Source organism: Pectobacterium brasiliense, from assembly GCF_013449685.1.
In the GTDB taxonomy this organism is placed as follows: Bacteria; Pseudomonadota; Gammaproteobacteria; order Enterobacterales; family Enterobacteriaceae; genus Pectobacterium; species Pectobacterium brasiliense_A.
In genome coordinates this window covers 38,853-53,901 of sequence record NZ_JACDSF010000050.1, presented here as the reverse complement: position 1 = coordinate 53,901, position 15,049 = coordinate 38,853, and the positions used below count along the sequence as shown (strand labels likewise).

Sequence of the window (15,049 nt, the reverse complement as noted above, 5' to 3'; positions counted from 1 at the left end):
CGTATGCATGTTGTACCTGTTGTTTTTCCTTGCTTGGCAGGTGCAATATTTCTCTGGACGCAAGCCTGAGGTTCTTCTCGTGCCTGATATGAAGCTTTTTGCTGGTAACGCCATCCCGGAACTAGCACAACGTATTGCCAACCGTTTGTACACTAGCCTTGGCGACGCCGCTGTCGGTCGTTTTAGCGATGGCGAAGTCAGCGTGCAAATCAATGAAAATGTACGCGGTGGTGATATTTTCATCATCCAGTCCACCTGTGCACCCACCAATGACAACCTGATGGAACTGGTTGTGATGGTTGATGCTCTGCGTCGCGCTTCCGCGGGACGTATTACCGCCGTTATCCCCTACTTCGGCTATGCCCGTCAGGATCGTCGCGTGCGTTCCGCACGTGTGCCAATCACCGCGAAAGTCGTTGCTGACTTCCTGTCCAGCGTGGGTGTTGACCGTGTTCTGACTGTAGATCTGCACGCTGAGCAGATTCAGGGTTTCTTCGATGTCCCGGTAGATAACGTATTCGGTAGCCCGATCCTGCTGGAAGACATGTTGCAACAAAATCTGGAAAACCCGATCGTGGTTTCTCCAGATATCGGTGGCGTTGTGCGTGCTCGCGCAATCGCTAAACTGCTGAACGATACCGATATGGCGATCATCGACAAGCGCCGTCCGCGTGCCAACGTTTCTCAGGTGATGCATATCATCGGTGACGTCGCTGGCCGTGACTGTGTACTGGTTGACGATATGATCGACACTGGCGGCACGCTGTGCAAAGCGGCGGAAGCACTGAAGGAACGTGGGGCTAAACGTGTATTCGCTTATGCCACACACCCGATTTTCTCAGGCAACGCTTACGAGAACATCAAGAACTCTGTCATTGATGAAGTGATTGTCTGCGATACCATTCCGCTGGCGGAAAACATTCGTTCACTGCCGAATGTTCGTACGCTGACGCTGTCCGGTATGTTGGCCGAAGCGATTCGTCGTATCAGCAACGAAGAATCCATTTCTGCAATGTTTGAACATTAATCGCTGCTGATCGGGTAACCCCGTTCAAAAACGATAATGAGGGAGCCACCTGTAACAAGGTGGCTTTCTTATTTTCATCACTGTAAAAACGCTATCGCTATAAAAACAAAAAACCGCCATAGCAAAGCTACAGCGGCTCTCATGTTCAATTTTCATTCACGCCTATGGCGCCTTAACGGTTATGGGTGACGTTGGCGGCGACAACGCTTATCAAAGTGCTTAACCCACCAGTAACGATCCGCGACTTCTTCACGCCCGCTAATACGCGCCCCCGCCAACCAAAATATTGCGCCAGAAAAAATACTGACCAGATCAATGTAAGTCATATATTCAGGAACATTCAGTTTCGGGAACTGGCTGGCGATAGAAAAACCGATGCCGCCAATCATCATGATCATCCCGATACCCATCAATACATTACCTAGTACTGTCACGTTCTTGCGTTTCATCTGCCACCTCCAGATTAATTCTGTGGATGAATCGGAGTGCCATTACTGTTTACTCTCTTATTATTGATGTAATTATAGGCAATAATGTACTTAGATGATTGCGGGAGGGATCACAGATAAGGGGGATGATTAATATTTTTTTACGTTTAAACAAACAAATAGACAAAAATCCGAATAATCACATCACTAAACAAATAACATTATTTTTACATTCCAACACCGATATTTGGCTATACCTCATGCGGTGTGTAAACTAGCGCTTTCGTTTATCACGCTACCCTGCGTCAGTTTAAGCACGTAATCTGGAATATACCGTGAGCAGCATTAAATTAATTGTCGGCCTAGCGAATCCCGGCGCTGAATACGCCGCCACCCGCCATAATGCGGGAGCCTGGTTTGTCGATCGTCTGGCGGACGCTTACCGTCAGCCGCTGAAAGAAGAAAGCAAATTTTTTGGTTACACCTCCCGCCTTAATCTGGCTGGGCAAGATGTCCGTCTGCTGGTTCCCACCACGTTCATGAACCTGAGCGGCAAAGCCGTCGCGGCAATGGCCACCTTCTACCGTATCCAGCCTGATGAAATTCTGGTTGCACACGATGAACTGGATTTATTACCGGGAATTGCCAAACTTAAGCTAGGCGGCGGACACGGCGGCCATAACGGTCTGAAAGACATCATCAGTAAATTGGGTAACAACCCGAATTTCCATCGTTTACGCATCGGTATCGGCCATCCGGGTGATAAAAGCAAAGTGACTGGCTTTGTGCTGGGCAAACCGCCGACGAGCGAACAGACGCTGATCGACGATGCCATTGACGAAGCCGTACGCTGCACAGAAATCCTGATGAAAGAAGACATGATCAAAGCGATGAACCGCTTGCATGCCTTCAAAGCGGCATAATCTAGTCAGAATGCGGATGGCAGATCGAGATAAATCGCCATTCCGTGTATAATCTGCCGAAATATTTCCATTCTGACAGGCAATAGATAGTAATTGCCTGATTAATAAGTTATTTAAGGTGATATAAACATGGGATTCAAATGCGGTATCGTTGGGCTGCCTAACGTCGGTAAATCCACTCTGTTCAATGCGTTGACCAAAGCCGGCATCGAAGCGGCCAACTTCCCGTTTTGTACCATCGAGCCGAACACTGGCGTAGTGCCAATGCCCGATCCACGTCTGGACAAGCTGGCTGAAATCGTTAAGCCACAGCGTATCCTCCCTACCACCATGGAATTTGTTGATATCGCTGGTCTGGTAAAAGGCGCGTCCAAAGGTGAAGGTTTGGGTAACCAGTTCCTGACCAACATTCGTGAAACGGAAGCCATCGGCCACGTTGTACGCTGCTTCGAAAACGACAACATTATCCACGTAAACAACAAAGTTGATCCGGCTGATGATATCGAAGTCATCAACACTGAATTAGCACTGTCTGACCTCGACACCTGTGAACGCGCGATTCATCGCGTGCAGAAGAGAGCCAAAGGCGGCGATAAAGATGCTAAAGCTGAGCTGGCCGCGCTGGAGAAGTGTTTACCACAATTGGAAAACGCTGGCATGCTGCGTTCGCTGGATTTAAGCGATGAAGATAAAGCGGCCATCCGCTACCTGAGTTTCCTGACGCTGAAACCAACGATGTACATCGCTAACGTTAACGAAGACGGTTTCGAAAACAATCCATACCTCGATAAAGTGCGTGAAATCGCAGCCGCTGAAGGCTCTGTCGTTGTGGCCGTCTGCGCCGCCGTTGAATCGGATATTGCCGAGCTGGACGATGCTGACCGTGAAGAGTTCATGGCTGAATTAGGGTTAGAAGAGCCGGGTCTGAACCGCGTAATCCGTGCGGGCTATGAGCTGCTGAACCTGCAAACTTACTTCACCGCTGGCGTGAAAGAAGTTCGTGCCTGGACCATCCCTGTCGGCGCTACCGCCCCGCAGGCCGCCGGTAAGATTCACACCGACTTCGAAAAAGGCTTCATCCGCGCCCAGACTATCGCCTATGAAGACTTCATCACCTACAAGGGTGAACAAGGCGCAAAAGAAGCCGGAAAAATGCGTTCAGAAGGCAAGGAATACATCGTTAAAGATGGCGATGTGATGAACTTCCTGTTCAACGTCTAAATTACTTCTGTTGTCTCATGCGATATCACAGCATTGTATGCAGACTAACAAACCTCATAAAATCCACGCAGTTGCGTGGATTTTCATTTTTAATTTGGGAGCTTTCGTTTGAAAAACTATTATTCTATTAATTCATCCCAAATTCGTGTAGTAACACATATCTGTGGTTTTTTAGTTTTTTTATACAGTTTTTCCATGCTGCCACCGATGGTTATTGCATTGCTGAACAAAGAGAAGAGTTTTTTTGTTTTTCTCAGTACGTTCATTACTTTTTTTTCTCTCGGAGGCATCGCCTGGGTTCTGACCCGGCGAGCAGGAATACAACTACGAACCCGAGATGGATTTATCATTATCGTCCTGTTTTGGATATTATTTTCTCTTATTAGCGCCATTCCGATATGGCAGGATGACGCACTGAACTTAAGCTTTGCCGATGCATTATTTGAAGGCGTTTCCGGTATAACCACAACTGGCGCTACCGTTGTAGCTGATGTTAGTTCACTGCCACATGCCTATCTTTATTATCGAGCTCAACTGAATTTTATTGGCGGTTTGGGGGTTATTGTCCTTGCCGTTGCAGTACTCCCTTTATTAGGTATTGGTGGAGCAAAACTTTATCAGTCGGAAATGCCAGGTCCTTTTAAAGAAGAAAAACTGACGCCTCGACTGGCAGATACATCACGCAGTCTCTGGTTAACATATTCACTGCTCGGATTAGCCTGTACTTTTTCTTACATGCTTGCGGGGATGCCTGCTTTTGACGCACTGTGTCATGGTTTATCAACTGTATCACTAGGCGGTTTCTCGACCCAAACGGAAAGTATCGGTTTTTACAACAACCATGCTATTGAATTCGTTGCGGGTTTATTTTCGCTGCTTTCCGCATTTAATTTTACCTTATGGTATATCGCTATCACTAAACGTACCCTGAAACCTTTTCAGCGTAATGCCGAACTTCGTTTCTTTCTGCTGGTGACATGTATTGTTGTTCTCCTCACTACCTGGCAAGTATGGCACGCGGGGATGTATAACATGTTTGATAGTTTCATCCATGCCTTTTTCCTTGCAAGTTCCATGATGACTGATAACGGTCTGGCAACCGCTGATTATGCGAACTGGCCAACTCACACTATTGTGTTTTTGTTATTTATGAGTTTTTTTGGGGGGTGTGTTGGTTCAACATGTGGTGGCATTAAAACATTACGTTTTTTGATTTTGCTGAAGCAAAGTCGGCATGAATTACATCAACTGGCTCATCCACGTGCATTAATGAATATAAAAGTAGGTGGCAGTACGGTGAATGATCGTGTCATGCATTCTGTATGGAGTTTCTTCTTCCTTTATATGCTTTTCACAATCTTTTTCATCTGGGTACTGAATATGATGGGATATGATTTACTCACCTCGTTTGCTACCGTCGCGGCATGCATTAACAATATGGGATTAGGGTTTGGTGAAACAGCCTCAACGTTTGGTACTCTCAAAGATGAGGCTAAATATTTAATGTGTGCAGCGATGATAATGGGACGCTTGGAGATTTACCCTATTTTGATGCTTTTTTCACGTTTCTTCTGGCGCGCATAGCATTATGCCTGCCTGATCACATCGGGCAGGCTTTTATTGATTCAGAGGATCGTTAGCTAGAGTGTGTCCCTTAACCTCCTCACATACCAAAAAGTACTGTAGGTGCCCTTTCCGAAATGTGATTTTTGGTTGAATATTAAGCGTTTCTGGAGCGATTTTTATCGTTTAAAAGCTTTTTTGCACAGTTATTACCCATGCTGAGTTGAACAATAAATAGTTAAGGGACACAGCATAGATTCGTTGAGATATGCAGCATCACTTCATAGAACTGAAATTCCACCACTGACTAAACGTCTGCTGCGGGTTATCGACCTGAACGCGTTCACCAATACGGGGCGTCATCAGCCGCCAGGCCTGATCTTGGCTAGCCTGCGAAATGCGTTCCAGCGGATCGTTCCAGCGGTGGTGCGCCAGCTTAAATTTGCTGTTATGGCTCGGTAGTACCGCTTTTGCCTGCAAATCACTGGCCGCCTGCGCACTTTCTTCCGGCGTCATGTGAACGTGGGGCCAGTCCCGATCGTATTGCCCGCATTCCAGTATCGCGATATCGAATCCGCCTAGACGCTCAGCGATCGCTTTGTAATGCGCACCATAGCCGCTGTCCCCGCCGAGATACAGACGATGTTGTTCCGTGATCAGCGCAAATGAACCCCACAGCGTTTGATTATGCTTAAGGAGCCGGCCAGAAAAATGCTGTGTCGGAAGCACATGGATGTCGATACCATTCTCTTTCAGACAACTGAACCAGCCGCCTTCCGTAATGTCTTTCTGCGGGAAACCCCATTTTACAAAATAGGAACCCACGCCCGTTGGCGTGACGATGCGGCGGATTTTCCCGCGTAACGCATTCAGCGTAGGATAATCCAGATGATCCCAGTGATCGTGGGTGATCAGCAGATAGTCGATGGTGGGAACATCATCCGGTGCATACACATTGCTGCCCTTGAAGGCGACGTTGGTGCGTGGCACCGGCGAAGCGTTGTCGCTAAATACCGGATCCAGAAGGAACGTTTTCCCTTCCAGTTGAATGAAATAGCTGGAATGGCCCATCCAGATGATGACGTTATCCGTTTTACTCAACTGGTGCAGATCGGTTTTTTCCGTCGGCAATAGGGTATCTGGTAACGCGCCAGCGTCTTTCTCAAAAAGAAAGCGATACAGCAGCGTGAATCGGTTCTGGCTATCGACCGTCGGTCGAGCCACTGGGTTATGAAATGCGCCATCGAGAAAGAGTGGGTTTTCCGGCTGGGGCTTGACCTCTGGTGATACATACTGCGGCTGTTTTAACCAGCCGTAAACGGCGACTGCTATCACAGCCAAAACGAGTAACAAAAGCATAGCGTTTATCCAGTGTCGTTTCGTAATGAATATATTTCGTAATGAAGGGGCCGCTTGGAATTCGGAAATTATTTTCCATCGCAGAATATATAACAGATTAGTGGCAATATCGGAGGGTTTCTACGAGTAAAGAGAACGCAGAAGAGTGGTGCCTGCGGTTAGGATAGTAAAGATGATAACCCGGTATGTCCGGTGTGAATTCATCGAGTACCTGGATAAGTTCTCCGTTGTCAATAAATCCCTGCACCTGATCAAGATGGATATATCCCAGACCATGACCATCAAGTACTGCATTGACCAGTAGCTCAATAGTATTCACGACCAGTTGTCCTTTACCTCTAACTTCTATTTCACGTCCGTCACTCATAAGGCGCCATCCTATTACTGTGCCAGATGTTGGCAGCCGGAAGTTGACGACGTTATGATCGATTAGCTCAGTGGGTACTTTGGGTGCCGGAAATCTTGTCAGATAGGCCGGACTGGCAACGATTGCCATCGGGATATCTGGACCAATTCGCATAGCAATCATGTCCCTGTCGATCTCTCCCCCAAGGCGAATGCCAGCATCAAACTGATTGGCTACAACGTCTACCAGCGCATGATCAACGTTGATTTCAATATGAATATCGGGGTTTTCTGGTAGTAATCTCTCAATGGCGGGCATGAGTATGGTCTTTGCCGCATGTTCCACCGTCGTGAGCCGAATAGTTCCAGAAGGCCGGTCGCGCAGCTCATCGAGAGAGCTAATCACAAGGTCAAGCTCATGAAACATCGGACCTAGCTTCTCAAGCAGGCGTTTCCCAGCCTCTGTTGGCGAGACACTCCGTGTCGTGCGCGCGAGTAATCGTAAACCCAGGCGTTCCTCAACACGGCGAATTATCTGGCTCAGGGCTGATTGCGCCATTCCCAGGCGGAGAGCAGCTTTGGTAAAACTGCGTTCTTCAGCAACAACTACGAACGCTGTCAGATCTGCAATTTCGTCGCGACGCAAAGCTTTCTCCTTACACCATTTATCATTTAAATGATAAGGCTAATTATTTTTATACATCTAGTCTACTTAATCAATACGCATTATGTTAAGCAAATGCATTGTTTTCTGGCCCTGCCGGGTCAAAAACTTATCAAGTATCGTGTCCAGCAAGTTTTAGGTCGCCAACACTAATGGCTGCCAGAATCAGGATTCCGGGAATATGGTTGCCCGGTCTGTCTTATCTGGATACCGAAACCACGCAACACGCTTAGTGAGGAATAATAATGAGTAAGACATTGAATGAAGAACTGGTGAAAATTGAAGCAGTAGCCGTCGCTTATCTGACAGCTTTCAATCGTGCCGACATCCCTGCTGTAATCGAAACATATACTAATGATGGCGTGCTTATGGGACCGGGCAGACCAGCATCAATAGGCAAGGATGAGCTTGAGCTTGCCTATAATAGCGTATTTGAAACAATCGGCTTCAGTATGAAATATGAAATAAAGGAAGTGGAGCAAATCAGCCCAGACTGGGCATTCGTTCGAAGTGCTACCGAGGGAACAGAAACAGACAAAGCGACGGGCATCGTCACTCCAGCGGCTTATCAGGAGTTGTTTCTGCTACATAAGCACGCAGCTGAATCATGGAAGATTGCGCGCTACTGCACTACCAAGATAAGTTCATAGAGTGTGTTCCAGTGCTGAAGCAAGGGAGAACTAGGGGCGTTTTGGTGCAAAAAAAGCGAAGGTGCTCGCCTTCGCTCAGGAATGTTGATGAGAAACCGTGGCGGTCTGTCACCGCTGACGTTTGCCTGCTACGTCAGTGCTGATTACTTTTTAAGCGCCAGCAGCGTTTTTCCCATCCCGATAACAAATTCATTTTGTTGCCCGATGACCTTATTCAGCCCGACTTCATCCTGAATATTATCGACCGTGTTGATCGCCTGTACTTCCAGCACGCGCCCTTTAACCAGCGTCGAACACAGCGAATGCAGAACCTTGTTATTCAGAATCGTTTGTAAGCAGCGAAAAGGCGTCGCACCGTCAATGTTTCCCGCACGCTGGTCGGGCTTAATACGCTGGCGCAGCATCTCTTTTTCGGTACTCGCAATCACTGCATCCAGATCGCTGGGCTTGGAGGCAATCGGAACATTGCCATCTTTATCAGGCGGCAGCATAAACAATGAAACCAGCGCCTTATTGCCTGTCGTAGGGTCAACATACTCGGTCTGCACCATGTGGTTTGCCGCATCGACCACTTTCTCTCGCTGAACCATGTTCAACAGTCGCGCAGGTAATGCCGCGGTGAGATCCTGCGTGGTATAGCCAGCGAACAAATCTGGATCCTTTGTCTCTGCGACACCGTACAGCGGCAGCACCAGTAACAGAACCGCAATCCCTTTCTTTATCACACTGATTTTCATCATATTCCCCTGCTATTCATTGTATGCACTCCCCTATCCCACCACGCGCCATTCTTATCACGCTAACGTCGATAACCTCTGGCCTTTTTACCACGTTTACACGTGACAGCGCATTCTACAACTACAGGAAAGAATAGCATTTTTTATACAAAAACTTGTTGTCGGAGAATTCCTTCGCTAGAATCGCGCCGTTTACTCACCCCCAATGTGTCATTTGGAGCCCTAAAGTGCCCTGTACGTCAGCCCCCCACTAACCGCCGACGACTGCATTAAGCAGCCTCGATTCGGCGCAGTCTGCGCCAGCGTTGGCTGCGGTACGAGTTTCCTGTTTTCCCCGCTATTGTGCGGAGCAGAAAATGAACCTCCCGCTTCCTCCCCCGCGACTCTGACCTCTGGAATGCCAGCGGCCAGCTATTGACTCGCGCCAGAACACGTTCGTCGGCCCTCTTTTTTACCGTAGATGGGCCTGGCTGTGCCAATAACGCAGCAGGCGAAAAACATGTATTTACATTCAATACCATTATTAAAGTATCCACGTACCCCGCATCTGGAAGGTTCGCGTTTACAGTCTGGCGATGATGCGTCGGACCAAATTGCACTGAAAGCGCTGGCAGGCCGTTACGTCGTGATCGAAGAAAAGATCGACGGCGCGAACAGCGGCGTGTCTTTCAATGAAACGGCGGAACTCCTGCTCCAGTCGCGCGGCCACTATCTGGCTGGTGGCTCACGGGAACGGCAGTTCAACTCGTTCAAGTTCTGGGCTACTGCGCACGAAATGCGTTTTCTTGAGCTGCTGGAAGACCGTTTCGTGATGTACGGCGAATGGGCGTACAGCAAGCATTCCGTGTTTTACGACCGGTTGCCGCACTACTTTCACGAATTTGATATTTACGATCGTCGTGAGGGCATTTTTTTATCGACAGCGCGCCGGCACGCGATGCTGGCCGGTTCGCCCGTGTTGTCCGTTCCGGTGCTTTACGCCGGGGAGATGCCAACAAATCCGGCATTGCTGTGGAAGCTGGTGTTCCGTTCGCTGGCGAAAAGCCAGAACTGGAAGACCGCGTTTGAATCCACCGTGCAGCGTGAAGGTTTGCCGCTCGCGCTGTGCTGGCAGCAAACCGATAAATCGGACCGTTCGGAAGGCCTTTATTTAAAAGTTGAAGATGATGAACAGGTACTGGCACGTTACAAGCTGGTACGCCATGACTTCATCCAGACCATTTTGGACAGCGGCTCGCATCATTCCCGGCGCCCGATTTTGCCGAACCAACTGGCTGACGGCGTTGATCTGTACGCGCCCTGTCCAACCGTATCTTGGGAAATGCTGGGGCTGAATACGCTGCGTTCTTTAGACGCGCTCGTCGCCGCGATGCCCGATAAGTAAGGAGTATGATTATCATGGATTGGAATATCATCAGGGGATTGGTCCCCACCTCTGGCGCACAGCCAGATTTTGCTGATTGTCTGGACGCGTTTCCAGTACTTCAACGCGCTAAAGAGACGCCGCAGGAACCGCGCTATCACGGTGAAGGTGATGTCTGGACACACACCATCATGGTGGTCGAGTCGCTCTTGCAGCTTCACGATTACCAGACAGCCACGCGCGAGCAGCAGGAAATTTTGTTTTTTGCCGCGTTGCTGCATGACGTTGCAAAATATCGCACGACAGTGATTGACCCAGTAACGGGTCAGATTGGTCAGCCGGGACACTCGCGCAAAGGTGCTATCGACGCCCGGGTGCTGCTGTGGGATGCAGGCGTTCCGTTTGCGATTCGGGAAGCGATTTGTCGCTTAATTTCGGTGCATCAGGTGCCATTTTACTGCCTTGAGGATGAACGCCGTCGGATGTCGCCGATCTTTACGATTCGCGAACTCTCTTGGCAATTGAGTATTCCGCTGCTGGCAACGCTGGCGGAAGCCGATATGCGCGGGCGCATCTGTCAGGATCAAGCGCGCGTGCTCGACAGTATTGAGCTGTTCCGCGAGCTGGCGCGGGAAGAAGGCTGTTACGGCCAACCGAGATCGTTTGTCGATGCTCACACGCGCTTGAGCTATTTTCGCGGAGCCGATGTGCATCCAGATTATCCACTGTTTCAGGAGCCGGGTTCGAAAGTCACCGTGATGTGCGGTTTGCCCGCATCGGGAAAAGACACCTGGGTGCGGACGCATCGGCACGATTTACCCGCAGTTTCTTTCGACGATGCGCGAACAGAGCTGGGACTGAAACATGGCGAAAATGAAGGGAAAGCGGTGCATTGGGCGACCGACAAAGCGCGTTCACTGCTGCGAACGCATGAACCGTTCGTGTGGAACGCCACACACCTGAGCCAGCAAATGCGCACCCGCACGTTGGATCTGTGCTACGCCTACGGCGCAGAAGTGGAGATTGTCTATCTGGAGCGCCCGCGTCAGGAATTACTGCGCCGCAACGGGAAACGGGACACCACACTGAGCAATAAAACGCTGCAAGGTATGCTGACAAAATGGGAGCTTCCCGCACCGACGGAAGCACATGTTGTTCGCTATGAACCTTAATGCAGCCACAGCGCGGTAAACGAAGCATCGTATGCGGTAACACCGCGTCTTTCTGCACTAAGATACTGTTTTTCATAGATCAATTTATCGTCCTCGAAACGCACGGGGACGATAAATTGTACGTAGGGACAGTGGCGTTGGTAAACCGGAAGTATTTTCTGCATAGTTATCTTCATATACCCGACTGATCTCATGTGAATAATATATATTTGAAGTATTTTTCATTTCGGAGTGGAACAAAGCATGGAAGCACTAATAAACGCGTATAAGCAAATACTACAGGGACTTAACGCCCAGTCATTTAACCTAGAAGAGGATAAATACTCAGGTGTCTTCTTACCTGTCCCGTTTGATGAATACTGGCATTCCCCGGTAAAAATCATGCTGGTTGGCCGTGAAACATCTGGCTGGAATACGCTGAATGGGAAGAATAGGATGTCTCGGGTGCTGGGCCTTATACCTGATATCAGCATAGAGCAGGTGGTTGAAGAGGCTTTCGAACGTTACAAGCAGCATCTACCAACTAAAAAAGATGGAACACTAAACCTCAAATCACGTAGCCGATTCACACAATATTATTTCCGGTTGGCTCATGAGTTGAATATCCCTCCTCAGGCTATCGTATATGCCAATCTACTGGCGTGGGATTATGATCGCCTGACACCACTCATTCGCCCTGAAAGTGAAGTTCAGGAAGTGATATCTGCCTCAGTGAAATTGTTGGATGCACAAATTAAACACCTTGAGCCCGATTTCATTATCTTTGCATCCGGAGCCCGGAGAACAGACTACATCATCAAGCAGGTGCTTACTGAGCTAGGCGGCTATGAGACTTCTTCCGTCATTCCGGGGAAGCTATGGGAGTTTAAAGTAGGTAATGCAATCTGTTTCAGAATAGCCCATCCAAGGGCTATGCGTGGACACCAGAAGTACAGATATGAGGTGATTGCACGAATTAAGCAACTTTGCACTGATGGCGACTAGTGTATTACAGATTACTCAGTAGGCATTCTGAACTTGCCTTCCCGGAGAAGTACCGGAAATCGGGCGAAACGGCCAAGTTCTCTATGTTAGAGGTGACACGTTCGATTCGACATTGCCAGGCTGGAGATTGCACTTCATTGCGCCCCGTGATCACAGGATATGCACAGGGCGTGAATTACAGGCACAAAAAAACCACCCGGAGGTGGTTTCACGATACTGCTTATTACTTTAATTATTCTTGTCTTTCCCATGATAGCCGGAGTGAGATTTGAATTCACACAGCACGAACGCCGAGGGATTTTAAATCTTTCCACCACCTGAAAAATCAGGCCTTTTCCAAATTCCCCATACGTTTATGACGCAAACCAGGGATCTATTGGATCAGGATAAGATACCCACATCGCCAGACCTTCGGTCATTTCTTTGTCCGTCAGCAGTGCAGCATCCAGGCGGGCTCGCAGCGCCTGTTCATCCATATCGATACCGATAAACACCAGTTCCTGCCGCGCATCGCCCACGCCATCCACCCAAATGGAACGAATGTAATCCAGCGATTCGTTATCTGTTGGCCATCTTTCTTTCGGCGCACTGACCCACCATGAACCAGCCAGTCCTTGACGCGCTACGCCACCTGCCTGAGACCACGATCCGGCATATTCCGGGCGACTTGCTAACCAAAAATAGCCTTTAGATCTGACAACCCCGGTGAGCGAATTTTCCATGACCTGCGCGAAACGGGCAGGATGAAACGGCCGACGCGCGCGGAAAACAAAACTGGTGATGCCATATTCCTCAGTTTCAGGCGTATGCTCGCCGCGTAGCTCTTTCAACCATCCGGGAGCCTGCGCCGCTTTGTCGAAATCAAACAGTCCCGTGTCGAGCACCTCGTTCAGCGGCACAGCGCCAAATTGTGCATGAAGTATTTTTGCTCCCGGATTCAGTGAACGAATAATCGCGACCAGCTTCTGCTGTTGCGCCGTATCAATCAGGTCGGTTTTGTTGAGGATAATGACATTGCAGAACTCGATCTGGTCGATCAGCAAATCCACAACGCTGCGCTCGTCACCCTCTCCTAACGATTCTCCGCGTGAATGGATGCTGTCCACCGACGTGTAATCTTTTAAGAAGTTATATCCGTCGACAACGGTCACCATCGTATCCAGCCGAGCCACTTCAGAGAGGCTTTCCCCATCGTCACCCGCAAACGTGAATGTCTCCGCGACCGGAAGCGGTTCCGCAATACCGGTTGATTCAATGACCAACTGATCAAAACGCCCTTCTTTCGCCAGCCGATTAACCTCGATCAGGAGATCTTCACGCAGCGTGCAACAGATACAGCCGTTACTCATTTCAACCAGCTTTTCGTCCGTCCGTGAAAGCTCAGCGCCGCCCGCCCTCACCAGCGCAGCATCAATATTCACTTCTGACATATCGTTAACGATCACCGCGACGCGGCGGCCAGCACGATTATTCAGAATATGGTTAAGTAACGTGGTCTTTCCCGCGCCGAGAAAGCCGGATAGTACGGTCACAGGTAGTCTTGCATCTGCTTTCTGTCGAGCTACAACGTCAGCCATATTTCACACTCTCTAATGATTTGCATTGTTACTTTTCTGCTTCGGAATGATTCATCACCACGAATGTTTCGCTTTTAAACACGCATTGCGATAATCTTTTTATGCGTTATTTGTTATGTTATAACATAACAATTCAATCATGGAAAATCATTGAGGGTTTGATTTTGTCTAATAATATTAAGAAACTTGTACTCGCCTTGGGGGCACTCTTCGTAACCGGTCAGGTCGCCGCGCATGGCGATCATTCGCATAACCATTCTCATGGCCATACTCACGCTCATTCACATGGTGCGCCCATGAGCGACATTGAAAAGAAAGCATCCAATGGCGTTTTCAACGACAGCGATGTAAAAGACAGAGCGCTTACCGACTGGGAAGGAATGTGGCAATCGGTCTACCCGATTATGCTATCGGGTGAGATGGATCCCGTGTTCAAAAAGAAAGCTGAAAGCGATAAAAGTAAAACATTTGAACAGGTTAAAGATTATTACCGCAAAGGTTACGCCACCAATGTTTCAGAAATAAAAATCGACAATGGCGTAATGACGTTCTACAAAGATGGCGAAGTGACCTCATGCCATTACGACTATTCTGGGCATAAGATCCTGACCTATGTATCGGGTAAAAAAGGCGTTCGTTATCTGTTTGAATGTAAAGATGCCCAGTCAAAAGCACCGAAATACGTTCAGTTCAGCGATCACACCATTGCGCCGCGTAAATCCGCTCATTTCCATATTTTTATGGGAAATACGTCGCAAGAAGAGATTCTCAAAGAAATGGACAACTGGCCAACGTATTACCCCTATCAGCTCACCAGCGATCAGGTTGTTGATGAGCTGCTGCATCATTAACAGACGTTGAATCCCTTATCAGAAGGCATGGTCCGTTTTCAGGCTATGCCTTCTGACCCGACGCCAGAATGTGACATCACGTTCAGTGATTCATGTCTAATTGCAGTACCCTTTTCGCTGATATGCCATCAATTGACAGAAACACAACCCCCATCGCACCTGCGTTTCTTTCTCTAACTGTTCGA

The 15,049-nt window shown here is 48.7% G+C and carries 14 protein-coding genes; 9 read left to right on the top strand and 5 right to left on the bottom strand.

The annotated features are described in order from the left end of the window. The first annotated feature begins 79 nt into the window (after positions 1-79). Positions 80-1,027: a ribose-phosphate diphosphokinase gene (prs, locus tag H0248_RS18150; RefSeq protein ID WP_010274915.1), complete on the top strand. Its 948-nt coding sequence runs from the start codon at positions 80-82 to the stop codon at positions 1,025-1,027. A 179-nt stretch (positions 1,028-1,206) separates the two neighbouring features. Here prs and ychH read toward each other — a convergent pair whose 3' ends face one another. Beyond that, a complete protein-coding gene (gene ychH, locus H0248_RS18145) occupies positions 1,207-1,476 on the bottom strand; it encodes a stress-induced protein YchH (RefSeq protein ID WP_029368994.1) in 270 nt (89 codons plus the stop codon). Positions 1,477-1,790: 314 nt separating this feature from the next. On the opposite strand from ychH, the gene pth reads away from it, so the two are divergent. The 3 genes from pth (at position 1,791) to H0248_RS18130 (ending at position 5,183) form a co-directional block, all read left to right on the top strand. Continuing rightward, entirely contained in the window at positions 1,791-2,378 is a 588-nt protein-coding gene (gene pth / locus H0248_RS18140) for an aminoacyl-tRNA hydrolase (RefSeq protein ID WP_010274897.1), read from the top strand. Positions 2,379-2,507: 129 nt separating this feature from the next. Continuing rightward, positions 2,508-3,599, top strand: coding sequence for a redox-regulated ATPase YchF (gene ychF / locus H0248_RS18135; RefSeq protein WP_039275079.1), 1,092 nt, complete (start codon positions 2,508-2,510; stop codon positions 3,597-3,599). A gap of 126 nt (positions 3,600-3,725) precedes the next feature. Then, positions 3,726-5,183 carry a TrkH family potassium uptake protein gene (locus H0248_RS18130; protein ID WP_102116539.1) on the top strand — a complete coding sequence of 486 codons (1,458 nt, stop codon included), beginning with the start codon at positions 3,726-3,728 and terminating at the stop codon, positions 5,181-5,183. A 255-nt stretch (positions 5,184-5,438) separates the two neighbouring features. On the opposite strand, the gene H0248_RS18125 is transcribed toward H0248_RS18130, so the two are convergent. Beyond that, the gene (locus H0248_RS18125) at positions 5,439-6,521 is read right to left on the bottom strand and encodes an MBL fold metallo-hydrolase (protein WP_180786975.1); all 1,083 of its coding nucleotides are present in this window, start codon (positions 6,519-6,521) and stop codon (positions 5,439-5,441) included. Between the two features lie 97 nt (positions 6,522-6,618). Next, positions 6,619-7,512 carry a LysR family transcriptional regulator gene (locus tag H0248_RS18120; RefSeq protein ID WP_180786974.1) on the bottom strand — a complete coding sequence of 298 codons (894 nt, stop codon included), beginning with the start codon at positions 7,510-7,512 and terminating at the stop codon, positions 6,619-6,621. A gap of 263 nt (positions 7,513-7,775) precedes the next feature. On the opposite strand from H0248_RS18120, the gene H0248_RS18115 reads away from it, so the two are divergent. Further along, positions 7,776-8,180, top strand: a complete 405-nt coding sequence (locus H0248_RS18115) for a YybH family protein (protein ID WP_180786973.1) — start codon at positions 7,776-7,778, stop codon at positions 8,178-8,180. 143 nt (positions 8,181-8,323) lie between these two features. Here the strand turns inward: H0248_RS18115 and H0248_RS18110 are convergent, their stop codons facing one another. After that, positions 8,324-8,917: a hypothetical protein gene (locus H0248_RS18110; protein ID WP_180787000.1), complete on the bottom strand. Its 594-nt coding sequence runs from the start codon at positions 8,915-8,917 to the stop codon at positions 8,324-8,326. Between the two features lie 499 nt (positions 8,918-9,416). Between H0248_RS18110 and H0248_RS18105 the strand changes: the two genes are divergently transcribed. The 3 genes from H0248_RS18105 (at position 9,417) to H0248_RS18095 (ending at position 12,436) form a co-directional block, all read left to right on the top strand. Further along, positions 9,417-10,301 (top strand): RNA ligase family protein, encoded by an 885-nt coding sequence (locus H0248_RS18105; protein WP_180786972.1) that lies wholly within the window; start codon positions 9,417-9,419, stop codon positions 10,299-10,301. Positions 10,302-10,306: 5 nt separating this feature from the next. After that, positions 10,307-11,452 (top strand): AAA family ATPase, encoded by a 1,146-nt coding sequence (locus H0248_RS18100; RefSeq protein WP_205558075.1) that lies wholly within the window; start codon positions 10,307-10,309, stop codon positions 11,450-11,452. A gap of 243 nt (positions 11,453-11,695) precedes the next feature. Further along, the gene (locus H0248_RS18095; protein ID WP_180786970.1) at positions 11,696-12,436 is read left to right on the top strand and encodes a hypothetical protein; all 741 of its coding nucleotides are present in this window, start codon (positions 11,696-11,698) and stop codon (positions 12,434-12,436) included. 353 nt (positions 12,437-12,789) lie between these two features. On the opposite strand, the gene zigA is transcribed toward H0248_RS18095, so the two are convergent. Further along, positions 12,790-14,013 carry a zinc metallochaperone GTPase ZigA gene (gene zigA / locus H0248_RS18090; RefSeq protein WP_180786969.1) on the bottom strand — a complete coding sequence of 408 codons (1,224 nt, stop codon included), beginning with the start codon at positions 14,011-14,013 and terminating at the stop codon, positions 12,790-12,792. A 164-nt stretch (positions 14,014-14,177) separates the two neighbouring features. Here zigA and zinT point away from each other — a divergent pair, with 164 nt between their 5' ends. After that, a complete protein-coding gene (zinT, locus tag H0248_RS18085; RefSeq protein WP_180786999.1) occupies positions 14,178-14,864 on the top strand; it encodes a metal-binding protein ZinT in 687 nt (228 codons plus the stop codon). The last annotated feature ends 185 nt before the right edge of the window (positions 14,865-15,049 follow it).

Bases quoted from the DNA above. Each gene is read 5' to 3' on its own strand.
- H0248_RS18110 (WP_180787000.1), bottom strand. From the start codon at position 8,917: ATGAAAATCAGTGTGATAAAGAAAGGGATTGCGGTTCTGTTACTGGTG.
- H0248_RS18095 (WP_180786970.1), top strand. From the start codon at position 11,696: ATGGAAGCACTAATAAACGCGTATAAGCAAATACTACAGGGACTTAAC.
- H0248_RS18115 (WP_180786973.1), top strand. From the start codon at position 7,776: ATGAGTAAGACATTGAATGAAGAACTGGTGAAAATTGAAGCAGTAGCC.
- zigA (WP_180786969.1), bottom strand. From the start codon at position 14,013: ATGGCTGACGTTGTAGCTCGACAGAAAGCAGATGCAAGACTACCTGTG.
- H0248_RS18100 (WP_205558075.1), top strand. From the start codon at position 10,307: ATGATTATCATGGATTGGAATATCATCAGGGGATTGGTCCCCACCTCT.
- H0248_RS18105 (WP_180786972.1), top strand. From the start codon at position 9,417: ATGTATTTACATTCAATACCATTATTAAAGTATCCACGTACCCCGCAT.
- ychH (WP_029368994.1), bottom strand. From the start codon at position 1,476: ATGAAACGCAAGAACGTGACAGTACTAGGTAATGTATTGATGGGTATC.
- ychF (WP_039275079.1), top strand. From the start codon at position 2,508: ATGGGATTCAAATGCGGTATCGTTGGGCTGCCTAACGTCGGTAAATCC.
- H0248_RS18125 (WP_180786975.1), bottom strand. From the start codon at position 6,521: ATGCTTTTGTTACTCGTTTTGGCTGTGATAGCAGTCGCCGTTTACGGC.